Source organism: Saccharibacillus qingshengii (assembly GCF_013185195.1).
GTDB lineage: Bacteria > Bacillota > Bacilli > Paenibacillales > Paenibacillaceae > Saccharibacillus > Saccharibacillus qingshengii.
This window is the reverse complement of the sequence record NZ_JAAZWC010000016.1, coordinates 14,768-27,282: the sequence shown is the minus strand read 5'-3', so window position 1 is coordinate 27,282 and position 12,515 is coordinate 14,768. Positions and strand designations below refer to the sequence as shown.

The window sequence follows — 12,515 nt, the reverse complement described above, 5'->3', positions numbered from 1 at the left end:
CGCTCCTTCGCTTAAGTCCGATCTTGAGATTCCTTCATGCGCCGCATCACCGGATGATCTTCTTTCAACTGCAGCAGATCCCACAGATTGCCGTACAGGTCTTTGAATACGGCAACCGTGCCATATGAATCTTCCTTGGGCTCGCGTACGAATTCGATGCCGCTTCGCTTCATGTCCTCGTAATCTCGCCAGAAATCGTCCGTATTCAGAAACAGGAACACCCGCCCCCCGGCTTGATTGCCGACAAAAGGCTCCTGTTCAGGCTTCGAAGCGCGTGCCAGCAGCACCGTGGTGCCTGTCGATCCCGGCGGGGCCACGACGACCCAGCGTTTGTCCTGCTCCGGCTGATACAGATCCTCCACCAGCGTAAAATGCAGTTTTTGCGTATAAAATTCGATCGCTTCGTCGTAGTCGTTCACGACAAGCGCGATATGTACGATGGATTGATTCATGTTTGTTCTCCCCTTTCGATCCTCTTTATTCATTCGCTTCCGCAAGCCTCCATCCTTTTTTATACCCAAAGAAAACGGCCCCCCGCAGTCTGCGGCGAGCCGTTTTCCGGACCCTGTTTTTCTATTCAGACACCGACCCGGACCGCATAACGGCCCGATCCAAGTTCCAGTATAACGCTGCCACCTTCCATGCGGACCGCTTCCGGCCCTGCAGCTTCGCTCGCCTCGCGTTCGTCGATCCGCACTACCTGACCGGAAGAATACGGCAGCCGGACTTCGGCCGTCGTATTCGGCGGAAGTTCGAATTCGTACATGACGCTGCCGTCTTCACGCTTGGCCCAGCCGCTGACGATGGTCCCGTACAGCGAGTCATACTGTGCGCGGGCATGCCTCAAACCGGACTCCGGGTTCGGGTGCAGCTTGATCCGTTTGCAGCCGGGAGCCGCCTCGTCCGTATCTAGTCCCGCCACGGTGCGATACAGCCAGTCGCCGATCGCGCCGTACGCGTAATGGTTGTACGAATTCATATCGTCGCTCCAGAACGAACCGTCCGGCTTGATGCCGTCCCAATGCTCCCAGATCGTCGTCGCCCCCTGATTGACCGAATACAGCCACGACGGATATTCTTCCTGAAGAACGAGCTGCACGGCGACGTCGTGATGACCGTTCTCGGACAGAACCTGGCACAGATAAGGCGTTCCGACGAAGCCGGTCGTCAGGTGCATCTGCTGCTCGCGTACGTATTTGGCCAGCGTATCCGCCAGCCGCCGCTTGGTCTCACCTTCGACCAGATCGAACGTAAGCGCCAGCACATGCGCCGTCTGGGTGTGTCCGGCCAGCCGGCCGCGCGGGGTCAGGAATTCGTCGGCAAAAGCCTGGACGATCCGCCCATGCAGCTCACCGTATTTGCGCGCATCTTCTTCTTTGCCGAGAATGGCTGCCGTTTTCGCAACCAGCGAAGTCGAATACGCGAAAAAGGCGGTGCAGATCAGATCCCGCGGCGTCGCGCCGATATAACTGTTCTCCTTGGCATCCAGCGCGAGCCAGTCGCCGAAATGAAAGCCCGTATTCCACAGCAGCTCGTCGTCTCCCTGGGCGCGAATGTATTCGACCCAAGCGGTCATGCTGTCGTACTGTTCGTCCAGTATACGCCGGTCGCCGTAGCAGAGATAGATCGTCCACGGACAAATAACCGCCGCGTCGCCCCAGGCCGCCGAGGAATGCGAGCCTTCGCCTAGAATATTCGGTACGACGAACGGCACGCCTCCGCTCGGCAGCTGCTCGGCCGCCAGATCTTTGAGCCATTTGGTGAAAAAGGGCGCAACGCCGTAATTGAACGCCGATGTACGGATAAACACCTGCGCGTCCCCCGTCCAGCCAAGCCGCTCGTCGCGCTGCGGACAATCGGTCGGAATATCGAGGAAGTTGCCGCGCTGGCCCCAGACGATATTGCGCTGCAGCCGATTAATCAGCGGATTCGAGCATTCGAACGATCCGGTAGGGCGCATATTCGTATGGATGACTTCCCCGACGAAGTCATGCAGGTTAATCGCTTCCGGGAAGCCGGTCAGACGGACATACCGGAAACCCTGGAAGGTAAAAGAAGGCCGATAGGTCTCCGCGCCGCCGCCCCGGCAGACATACGTCACTTCCTGCGCGGCGGTACGCAGATTGCCGGTATAAAAGTTCCCTTCCCGGTCCAGCACTTCGGCGTGATGCAGCGTAAGCGTAGTGCCAGCAGGCGCCTGCACCGTAAACGCCATGCGGCCGACCATATTTTGTCCCAGATCCAGCACCGTTTCTCCCGCAGGCGTGACGATCAGCGATACCGGCGCGATCTTCTCCGTGACTTGGACCTGCTCGCTCTGCTCGCCGACCAGCGTGTCCATCGGGTGTTCCAGCGCCGAGACGGGATGCCAGTCCGCAGCGTCGAAGCCGTGGCCGCTCCAGCCGGGCATTTCGAGCGAAGCGTCGTACGTCTCGCCTTCGTACAGGCCGGACATGCGTATCGGTCCGTTCGCGCTGGCGCGCCACGATTCGTCCGACGCAATCACCTGCCGCGTCCCGTCTTCGTACCGGATATGCAGCTCCAGCAGCAGCGCGCGCCGGTCTCCATAGATGTCGCGGCGGCCTTCCCAGCCGAGCCGGCCTTTGTACCAGCCGTCCGCAAGCGCCGCGCCGAGCACATGCGGTTCGCCGCCCGCGCCGCTCAGCTGCTGCGTCACGTCGTACGCCTGCACCTGGAGACGGCGATCGTAGCGGGTCCAACCGGGCGTGAACAGGCTGTCGCCGACTCGGCTGCCGTCCAGTTCCAGTTCATACAGACCAAGCGCGGTCGCAAACAGCGTGGCCCGGCTCACCTTTTGCCCGTTCGTCTCAAATTCTCCGCGCAGATAAAAAGCTTCCGGCGCCGCAGGATCGATCACCTTCTCCGTCGGCGTAATCCACTGCGCCCGCCATTCGCCGGAGTCCAGCAGACCCGTCTCCCAACAGGCGGTCTCGCTCCAGGGCGATTCTTCGCCCCGCTCGTCCCAGATCCGCACCCGGTACAGATAGTGCGTCACCGATTCCAGTTCCTCGCCCGCATACGGTACATGAGTACTCTCGTCCGACTCCACCTTACCACTGTCCCAGACCAACCGGTCTTCGGCAAAAGACGGATCGTCGGCCGATACCTGAATCCGGTAAGCCGTTTGAAGCACGTTTCTTCGATCCGTCAGCAGTTTCCAGCCCAGACGCGGACGGCGGACAGTCATTCCCAGCGGATCTTGCAGATACTCGCAGCGCAGTTCGGTCACCTTGGTTGAACGCATAAGCCGTATTCCTCCCGATCGATCGTATAGTGGAACCTGGGGTTCGTGTTCCGACTCCCGTGGCTTTTCTTCTTCATTGTAAATCGGTTCGCCGCAAGAAGAAGAGGCCGATTCGGACGAATCCATAGGCCGATCTGGACAAGGAGGATCCCAGCGATTAAGCTCGATTCAACAGGGAAAAAGACTGCCGAAAAAGGTTCGTCCAAGCGGCAGCGAGAAATAGGATAGCGGCAGACAGCGAAGGAGGAGAAAAAGTGCGGCGAAGCGTGGATCGGTTGTTGGGCACGTATTTTTTTGAAGAAGAACTGCCGATTTACGTCAACAGGGCGGCGGAGTCGTTCGATATGCTGGAACATACGCACGATTTCGTCGAGCTGACCTATGTCTGCGAAGGAGCGGGCGTGCATTATATCGGCGAACACAATATGCGGGTATCGCGGGGCGATGTCTTTTTCATTCCGGTTGGCGTCTCGCATGTGTTCCGCCCTGCGGCGCCGGGACGCGGCCGCGAGCTGATCGTCTATAACTGTATTTTTCCGACCGACTATTTGCTGCATCTGGAGCGTCTATTCCCGGATACCGCGCCGCTGCTCGCCCGGTTCCGCGAACCCGGCAGCGCCTGGTTCAAGCTGCGGGATTCCGGCGAATTCCACGGCTGGTTCAAGTCATTGTACCGGGAGTATACGGCACGGCAGCCGGGCTGCGAAGCGGTACTGACCGCACTCGTGATCCGTATTCTGGTCGAGCTGTATCGCCAGCGCGTCGAAGAATCCGCAAGCCGTGCGGGTGAAGATTCCGATAAGGCCGCGGCGGCATGGTTCGGGCATACCCGCAGCCGTTCGGCCGAAGCTTCGATCGGGCAGGCACTGCAGGAGATCGAACAGAGGTATGCGGACACGCTGACGCTCGGCGAACTGGCGCGGCAGGCCGGGCTGAGCGAACGCCAGTTCAGCCGTCTGTTCGTGCGGCAGACCGGGCTGAACTTCTCGACCTTTTTGCAAAATACACGCGTCGAAGCCGCCTGCGATCTCCTCTCCTCGTCGAACATGGGGATTGCGGAGATCGCGGCGGCTGTCGGCTATGGCGATTTGAAGTTTTTCTATCGGCTGTTCAAGCGCAAGACCGGCGTTACGCCGATGGTTTATCGTCGGAACGGCTAACTTCTCGCCAACCATTCTACCACCGGATACGAGATCAGATTGCGGTCCCGGTAAGCGGCGGCGACTGCATCGTCGTGACGGCTGAGGATCGCATTCTGCAGCAGAACCGGAGTGAAGCCGCGTTCGACCGCACCGTTATACGTAAACTGCACGCAGTGCTCGACCGCGAATCCGGCCAGGATGACGCGTTCGACGCCCTGCTGCGCAAGCGTTTCTTCCAACTTGGTCTGCCAGAACGCATTCGAATATTGTTTGGATACGGCTTGATCGGGAGATTCGAATACAATCTCTTCGATTGTCCGATAGCTGCTTTCCGTCTCTTCCGTCATGCCTTCGATATCCTGAATATGGATAACCGGATGACCGGCCGTGCGCATAACGTGAGAGACATGGTTGATATATTCGCATACCTTGTCGATTTTGGACTGCGGTACGCCTTCCAAATGGACAATTTGCATATCAATAATCAAAAGAGCGATTTTCATAACCCTTATTCCTCCGTTTTTAAGTTTTACGTATGCTTTGGCGGGCAGGGTGTCCAGCTCTTCCGGACTTCCGGCATCCCTAATATGAGCGAAGCGCTGTTCGCGTATTTGCCATTATCCATGGTCGGGACGGATATCATGCCGCTGTGGGTTCGATCACAAGGGCATAAGCAAATGATTCATCAGCTCGTGCAAGTCTCTCTCCACTTTCCGCTTGCAAAATATCACCGTCACCTGCTGGTCTTCCCAGGCATGAACGAACATGTGGTCTTTGTCATGCACGATAACGGCGATCTGATGCAATACATCGACGTCGAACCAGTCTCCATTGTTCTCGGCTCTCAGTTCGTGCCGGGCGCCGTTGTAGGTGAACGAAATTTCCGTACGCGGTGCGTCAGCATCGAATTTGCCCTGCAGATCCTCAATTGCAATCTTTCCGCCGGCCAACCCGATCATCTTCGCCATATACTTTTCATACGTGCTTTCACTTTCTACACATTCGATATCGAACGTCCAGACATTCGGCGACAAGCCGTATCCCAACTCTACCAGCAGTCTCACGTAAGGCTCTTCTTCGTAATAGGCTGCGCCATTATATTCCGTCAAGTTTTCCAGCAGATCCTCATCCGAAGATTGGAAACCGATACCCAACTCACGCAGTTTCGTGATCTGCTGTTCCAGGCTGTGCGGCGCGGAATGACCGTTTTCAGCTGAAGGTGTGGTCATGGATGATCACTCCTTTACAGTGGATTTTGAGAAGCCGCCACTCCGATTCGAGCTGCCGCCGATCGTTTCCAGGTCGGTGGTAAGCGGCTGGACGATCCTCCGGTATGCGTATTCAACTTTTGGACTCGCAGAAAATAATCCGGCTGCCGAACGGGTCGGTCAGCGCAAGCTCGGGCCCGCCCCACGGCATGTGTTCCACGCCCGGTTTGAGAAAGGGATACGGCTTCGCCGTCAATTCGCGGTGCAGCTCTCCGACATCGGTCGCCGCGATCCGAATCGCCGAGCCGGGCGTGCAGTCTCCGTGGTGTCCGGACAGGTGCAGCACGACCGCTCCTCTCGACACCTGAATATACAGCGGCAGCCCCGGCTCGAAACGATGTTCCCAGTCGACAGAGAATCCGAGATAGTCGAGATAGAACTCTCGGGCTTTCTCTTCGTCAAAGATGCGCAGAATCGGAATGATTCCGGTCATTTCCATCCTTTTCACTCCTTTTTCCCTCTTACGGAACGTCAGGCTTCTTCCACCAACCGCCCGCTGAGCCAAAAAGACCCGGTCAGAATATCGCCTTCCCGAATCTCGCGTCCGCCGACCAACCGTTCGTCCGCAACCACGTCGATATCCCCGCCCAGCGTACGGACCAGTGCCCAATGAAAATACGTTTCGCTCATCTCGTTCTTGATCCAGCCGGCCCGCAGTACCCTTCCGGTAAAAGCGGCCGTCGAGCCGGGTTCGCCGCCCTGGTCGTTTAATCCCGTCGATACGAACGTCTCCGTTTGCAGAACCAACCCACCCGAAGACCGTTCCAACTGATACGAATAATAATCCGCTTCGTTCGAGAACACCGTCAGCTCATGCGCGAACGCCGACAGCTGCACGGACCGGATCATCGGCGTCGTCAGTGCTCCGTAGACGTCCCGATCCGGCAGGTCGAACAGAAACGCATACAGCCCTTCGCCCGGACGCCCGGCTTCCGCTCCGGCCCAGGCATAGAACGTTCCGTCCAGCTCGTTCGCTTCTTCCCGCCGAAGTTCGCCTTCGATTCCCACTTGCATCAGTCCGGCTCCCGTAAAATGCGGATGCATCCCGATCGCCACCTGTTCGCGGTCCAGCTGAAGCCACAGTTCCGCTCCGCCTCCGGCCTGAAGCCGAACATAAGCGCCCTGCGGCGTCTGGATCGGCGTACCGTTCTTGTAAGCGTAATCCGCCAATTTCAAAAAATCTTCTTCTTCCTGCATATGAAAACCAAGCGTGGTCATATGATTGATCATCCCGATCCCTCCCAGCTGCGTCAAAGGTAGTTGGTACGGCTTTGCGCTTGCATCTGCTTTCTATGCTAGAGGGCGGGGATAGGCAAGTCAACTTTGGCAGCTGGGCTTACGGAGCATGTGGCGCTTGCAGCGGCTTGTCGAACTTATGCAGCAGCTCATCGTAAGGCATCTTGCCTTTTACCGCCGTATAAAAAAAGCCCCGATAACGCAGCAAGTACTCCCGGTTGATGATCAGCGCGTTGATCTTCTTCCCCGCTTGATCCCGGAACTCCAGTCTCAGCCCAAAGCCCATATACCCAAGCGAACTTTTGCCTTTTTGAAAAGTGACGCCGTTCAACTGCTCAACCGTCTGCCTAATCTCCGCTTGATCCGTAATCTTGACCTGTCGGCCGATGTATCCATTAAATACGAGAATCTCGTCGATCTGATCCGGATTGAGGCGAACGACATGCTGCGGAATATAAGTCAGTCCGTAAAGAGCCGCCAGTAAAGCGAAGGCTGCGGCTGCAAGACCGAATTTCTTTTTGCGGTTCATGCTGCATCAGCTCCCATTTGGCCATTCCGTAATCCCTATCCAATCGAACAGACGCATAATTAGAACGTATTCACCTACGATAGCGATTGCGCAAAGGGCAACCATCAGCATCACTTGAGATTCATTGACCGTGTGCCTCCAAGACCAGCCGGGGCGATACGTATCTTTGACCGCCTGCTCCATATCTTTGCTGTCCCGAAACAAAATCCGCGATAGCAGACCAACCAACGGGACGTTGACGACGAATAACACAAGCAGCAGAATGCCTTCCATAAAATCTCCCCTTTTTAAAGGAATTACGAAAAAACATCTCCAAAGTTCCTTATAAAGAAGAAAAAGGGGGATTCACCGATCGCTTTCGCCTGGCTTCCACCCTGCCGTTTGACTCCATTTGCTCGCTGCGTACAGGATTCGCCAGACGATCGGATCTTTGCCGTCCACGTACAGATGCCGCTGGTCGGGCCGGGAATAACGTTGAGCCAGCGCACATTTTTCCGAGGCATACAGTTTGCGATACTCGCCGCTTTCCCTCAAAAAATCCCGAAACAGCAGCGCCGTCTGCTCGGACCAACTGCCTGCTTCGCGCACATGGATATGGGTCCTCGGCTGTCCTTCTTTTTCGCGAAAATAACGTTTGGTTCGATCGGGATTGTCTGCGCGGTGAACGTATCCGGTCGATTCGATCGCCGCTGCATAGATCATCGGTTCGAGCGCGGGCACGGAGATCTGGATATCGATCACCGGCTTGGCGTCGAGTCCGGGCACCGCCGTCGAACCGATATGGTCGATCCGCAGCGCCCGGTCGCCGAGCGATTGACGGAGTCTTCCGGCGATTTCTTGGAACTGACTTGGCCAGTTTGCGTCGTAGGGTACGACAATAACGGATTCTTTCACAGCCTGTCCTCCTCTTCATTCTGCAGACGGATCAGATACATTCCGTTCTCCAGTAGATATTCAGTCGTACGGCAGAACGTTTTCCTCCGTTATTTTCCAGCCTTCATCCGTTTTCGTTACCGTATGTACGGCAGTCTGGTCAATCGGGTAAAATGCGGCGCGATTTGTCCATTCCTGTCCTTTAAGCGCGTAATACAAAATATTGATGACACCGCCGTGTGTGACGAGCAGAACGTTTGCTTCTATCTCGCCTTTTTCGATCCGGCCGCACAGCTCTCCTAAAGCCCGGAGAATCCGTTCCTGAAAATGCGCCGGCGTCTCTCCTCCCGGATACGGACTGTCCATCTCTAGTGTATTGAAATAAAGACCCCGGTATTTCGCTTCCGCTTCGGGATTCGGCATGCCGGCCAGATCGCCGTTGTTCATCTCCCGCCACTCTTGCGCATACACGCAGCCCAGCCCTGTTTTCTGTCCGATTTGCCGCGCGGTTTCGGCTGCTCTCGGCAGATCGCTGGCTATCAAGGTACGAATGCCGTACGTTTCCGAATGATCGCGCAGAAACTCGCCGAGCTTCCGAGATTGGAGAAGTCCCTCGTCAGTCAATCCTCGCCGGCTCCAGCCTCCACGGTAACCTTCTTCATCCATCCCGTGCCTGACCAGGTAAATGTTCATGTTATTCTCCTCCCTCATGCTGTTTGATGCTGGGGTGCCGCTTATCGCAGCGCCCTGCCCGTTCGGATCGCAAAAGCATAATCCGCTCTGCCCGCGCGCTCCGCCAATACGGCGGCACTTTCGAAATCATACGGAACCGCGATAGGCCGAACCTCCCAGCTTCCGTCGGGGCGCCGTTCAAGACTCGCGTAATCGGCATCCGGCAAACCGGATTCCATCACATGCGGGAAAGGAAGCTCGTCTTCGTAAGCTGGAAGTCCGACACTGCCCACGTTGACGATCGTCCGGCCATCCGGCAGCTTTTCCGTTCGGAATACATGGCTGTGCCCGCAAAAAATATAATCATGATCGATGCCCGCAAGTTCGCTCGCAAGCTCCGCGGAACTTTTCAAGCGGACGCCTTCCTCCGTTACTTTTTCCAGCAGATAACGGTCGTTCGCTTCCGGTGTTCCATGACAGAAAAAAAGATTGTCGAACGTACGGGTTGCCGGAAAACTCCGAATCCATTCCAGCATACGGGGAGTCAGCCGCGGCTTCACAAAAGTGAACGTCTCCGAATCGGCGCTTGGTTGCAGCAGAATCTCGTCGCAGTTGCCCTGGATCGACAGGATGCGGGAATCGCCCATCAGCAGCTCCGCCGTACCGACGGGATCGATTGGACCGAACAGGCTGTCTCCCAGATTTATAATCGTATCGATGCCCCGCCGGGAAATATCGTCCAACACCGCTAGCAGCGCCGGCGCATTGCCGTGAATATCCGAGATGACCGCAATCGAGGTCGCTATCCGATCGCTCCTGCTGTCCAGCAGGTCCGAACCGGGATACTTGTGCTCCATTTGAAATCCCCTCATTTCGTCGATAAATTAGAAACGCCATGACCTATCCATGCTTCCTAAGCAGGTCAAGGCAGGCTGGGAAGAGAGTTCCAGGGCAGTCGGCGAAAATAACTGCAGGAGAACCCTTATTCGGGATACATTTTCGTCAAAAAGTGAAATAACTGCCGCACAACCGTTATTTGGCGCAAAAGAACACAAGATTGAGTGACATCGAGCAAATAAAGGTTCGTACGCAGCTATTTGCGCCGAAGGGGGCTAGAAAAGCGAAATAACGGCTTTCTCGCAGCTATTTCTCTCACTGTCGGCTCCCACCTGAACAAACGAAAAATCCCGCCGGGAAGTTGGGTTCCCGACGGAATGTTCTGAAGACGATCTGTTTATTTGATGCCGTTTCGACAAAGGGTCCGAATCTATACTTCCTTAATCACATACAGCACGCTCTTGAAATCGCCATCCAGCATCGGCAGCGACAGTCCGAAGTGCATCAGCTCGTCGCCTCCGTACACGCTGCCGCTCTCGCCTTGGCCAAGACGGCCTTCGACGCTGTAGCGTTTGTTCGGGTCGAGTCCTTTGAGCTTCAGGCGGCGCAGTGGCGCGTAAGGTTCGCCCAGCACGCGGAAGTAGGCGGCGAACGCCTGCGAGCGGTCTTCCGACACGTAAGCCCACGCCGTATCGTTGCCTTCGAACGGGCTTTTGATCCGGTAGAAGTCGCCGAACTGAATCAAATCGCGCAGTTCTTTGTACTGCTGCACCTGCGCTTTCACTTCCGTCTTCTCTTCTTCGGTGAACTTGGTCAGATCCAGTTCGTAGCCGAAGTTGCCGCTCATGGCGACGTGTCCGCGCATTTCAAGCGGCGTGATGCGGCCGACCTGATGGTTCGGCACGGCCGATACGTGCGCGCCCATGCTGCTCGCCGGATAGACGATGCTGGTGCCGTATTGGATCTTGAGACGTTCCACCGCGTCGCTGTCGTCGCTCGTCCATGTCTGCGGCATGTAATAGAGCATGCCCGGATCGAAACGTCCGCCGCCGCCCGAGCAGCTCTCGAACAGGATATGCGGGAAGCGCGACACGATGCGTTCCAGTACGCCGTACAGACCGAGCATGTAGCGGTGCGCCGTCTCGCGCTGGCGGTTCGGCGCCAGCAGTTCGGAGCCGATCTCCGTCATGTTACGGTTCATGTCCCATTTGACGTACGTGATCGGCGCGGATTCCAGCACTTTCGAGACGGAATCGACGATATAATCGCACACGTCCTGACGCGACAGGTCGAGGATCAGCTGGCGGCGCGCTTCGGTGCGGCTGCGGTTCGGCACATGCAGGCACCAGTCCGGGTGATTGCGGTACAGTTCGCTGTTCGGCGAGACCATTTCCGGTTCGAACCAGAGACCGAATTCCATGCCCGTCGCCGTGATGTCGCTCGCAAGCTTCGCCAAGCCGCCGGGAAGTTTGCGGGAATCTTCAAACCAGTCGCCGAGCGAGCTGTCGTCGCTGTCGCGCTTGCCGAACCAGCCGTCGTCGAGCACGAACAGCTCGATGCCGAGGTCCTGGCCGGCCGCCGCGATCTCCTTGATCTTGTCCCCGTTGAAATCGAAATACGTCGCTTCCCAGTTGTTAACGAGAATCGGACGCGCTTTGTCGCGGAACTCGCCGCGGCTGAGCCGGGTGCGGTACAGCTTGTGGTACGTGCGCGACATGCCGCCGAGTCCTTCCGACGAACGGACCATGACCGCTTCCGGCGTCTGGAACGTCTCGCCCGCTTCGAGTCTCCATTCGAAATCGAACGGTTGGACGCCGAGTTGGACGCGCGTCGAGCCGAACGAATCCACTTCGGCCTGGCCGAGGAATCCACCGCTGTACACGAGGCTGAATCCGTACACTTCGCCGAAATCTTCGCCCGAGTCTTTGGCCAGCAGCGCGATAAACGGGTTCTGGTTGTGACTGCTCGATCCGCGCTTGCTGTCGATCCGGTGGATGCCCGGCACCAGTTCGCGCTTGTGGATATGGCGTTCGCGCGTCCATGAACCCGAGAGCTGCAGCAACTCGAACTCGCTGTGATCGAAGTCCACGCTTGCGCTCAGCGCACGGCCAAGCGCAGCGGTCTCCTGTCCTTCGTTCACGAAACGCACAGACCGCGTGATCGCGTCAAGCTCATGGAACACGGTGTAGCTTAGAACGGCGCGCAGTCCGGTCAGCTCGTCGCGCAGATGGATCTGCAGCGTATCGGCTTCGGCGTCGTTTTCGATGTACGTGGCGGGCAAGCCCGCAAGCTTCGGCTTGCCCGAGAGAATCTCATGGCGTTCGTAGGCGAGGCGGCTGACCGTCGAGCCGTTCGCGTAACGGGCTTCAAAGGCCGGTTCGCGGAAGTCGCCGCTGCCGTAAGCCGGATATTCCTGCGGCAGCGTATCGAGCGAGACACTCGGCGCTTCGGCGCTCAGGTTCGGACTGAACGAACAGCGCTCGATCGAATGCAGGCGGCGTCCGAACGCTTCCTGCAACAGCTTGGGTCCCCAGTAGATATGTGCGAGATGCGTCGACTCCACCAACTGAATAACGTAACTGGATGCAGCCGACTGCAGATGGAACGTTTGAGCTTCGGAATTGTAGAAAATAGGCAAAGGAAATCCTCCGTTTCGGTTGTCGGTAACGTTTGCAAGACGGATCGGAGACGCG

13 protein-coding genes are annotated in these 12,515 nt (G+C 57.1%); 1 reads left to right on the top strand and 12 read right to left on the bottom strand.

Going from position 1 to position 12,515, the window contains the following annotated elements; genetic code table 11:
* Positions 1-11: 11 nt before the first annotated feature.
* Together HRQ60_RS14395 and HRQ60_RS14390 are read right to left on the bottom strand one after the other, a co-directional pair.
* The gene (locus HRQ60_RS14395) at positions 12-452 is read right to left on the bottom strand and encodes a VOC family protein (RefSeq protein WP_172196563.1); all 441 of its coding nucleotides are present in this window, start codon (positions 450-452) and stop codon (positions 12-14) included.
* Positions 453-577: 125 nt separating this feature from the next.
* A complete protein-coding gene (locus HRQ60_RS14390) occupies positions 578-3,265 on the bottom strand; it encodes an alpha-L-rhamnosidase (protein WP_172196561.1) in 2,688 nt (895 codons plus the stop codon).
* 254 nt (positions 3,266-3,519) lie between these two features.
* On the opposite strand from HRQ60_RS14390, the gene HRQ60_RS14385 reads away from it, so the two are divergent.
* On the top strand, positions 3,520-4,425 hold the full coding sequence (locus HRQ60_RS14385; protein ID WP_343044697.1) for a helix-turn-helix domain-containing protein: 906 nt from the start codon (positions 3,520-3,522) through the stop codon (positions 4,423-4,425).
* Here the strand turns inward: HRQ60_RS14385 and HRQ60_RS14380 are convergent.
* The 10 genes from HRQ60_RS14380 to HRQ60_RS14335 all read right to left on the bottom strand — a co-directional run bounded on the left by HRQ60_RS14380 (position 4,422) and on the right by HRQ60_RS14335 (position 12,460).
* On the bottom strand, positions 4,422-4,910 hold the full coding sequence (locus HRQ60_RS14380) for a cysteine hydrolase family protein (RefSeq protein ID WP_172196559.1): 489 nt from the start codon (positions 4,908-4,910) through the stop codon (positions 4,422-4,424). The two genes, HRQ60_RS14385 and HRQ60_RS14380, sit on opposite strands and share 4 nt — an antisense overlap.
* A 156-nt stretch (positions 4,911-5,066) precedes the next feature.
* Positions 5,067-5,636 carry a hypothetical protein gene (locus tag HRQ60_RS14375; protein ID WP_172196557.1) on the bottom strand — a complete coding sequence of 190 codons (570 nt, stop codon included), beginning with the start codon at positions 5,634-5,636 and terminating at the stop codon, positions 5,067-5,069.
* Positions 5,637-5,748: 112 nt separating this feature from the next.
* Positions 5,749-6,114: a glyoxalase superfamily protein gene (locus HRQ60_RS14370; RefSeq protein WP_172196555.1), complete on the bottom strand. Its 366-nt coding sequence runs from the start codon at positions 6,112-6,114 to the stop codon at positions 5,749-5,751.
* A gap of 32 nt (positions 6,115-6,146) precedes the next feature.
* Positions 6,147-6,905, bottom strand: coding sequence for a hypothetical protein (locus HRQ60_RS14365; RefSeq protein WP_172196553.1), 759 nt, complete (start codon positions 6,903-6,905; stop codon positions 6,147-6,149).
* A gap of 106 nt (positions 6,906-7,011) precedes the next feature.
* Positions 7,012-7,440, bottom strand: a complete 429-nt coding sequence (locus tag HRQ60_RS14360) for a hypothetical protein (RefSeq protein ID WP_172196551.1) — start codon at positions 7,438-7,440, stop codon at positions 7,012-7,014.
* Between the two features lie 6 nt (positions 7,441-7,446).
* Positions 7,447-7,713 carry a hypothetical protein gene (locus HRQ60_RS14355; RefSeq protein WP_172196549.1) on the bottom strand — a complete coding sequence of 89 codons (267 nt, stop codon included), beginning with the start codon at positions 7,711-7,713 and terminating at the stop codon, positions 7,447-7,449.
* A 72-nt stretch (positions 7,714-7,785) separates the two neighbouring features.
* The gene (locus HRQ60_RS14350) at positions 7,786-8,334 is read right to left on the bottom strand and encodes a GrpB family protein (protein WP_172196547.1); all 549 of its coding nucleotides are present in this window, start codon (positions 8,332-8,334) and stop codon (positions 7,786-7,788) included.
* 60 nt (positions 8,335-8,394) lie between these two features.
* Positions 8,395-9,006 carry a histidine phosphatase family protein gene (locus HRQ60_RS14345; RefSeq protein ID WP_172196545.1) on the bottom strand — a complete coding sequence of 204 codons (612 nt, stop codon included), beginning with the start codon at positions 9,004-9,006 and terminating at the stop codon, positions 8,395-8,397.
* Positions 9,007-9,047: 41 nt separating this feature from the next.
* Positions 9,048-9,842, bottom strand: a complete 795-nt coding sequence (locus HRQ60_RS14340; protein WP_172196543.1) for a metallophosphoesterase family protein — start codon at positions 9,840-9,842, stop codon at positions 9,048-9,050.
* Positions 9,843-10,252: 410 nt separating this feature from the next.
* Entirely contained in the window at positions 10,253-12,460 is a 2,208-nt protein-coding gene (locus tag HRQ60_RS14335) for an alpha-galactosidase (RefSeq protein WP_172196541.1), read from the bottom strand.
* Positions 12,461-12,515: the final 55 nt, after the last annotated feature.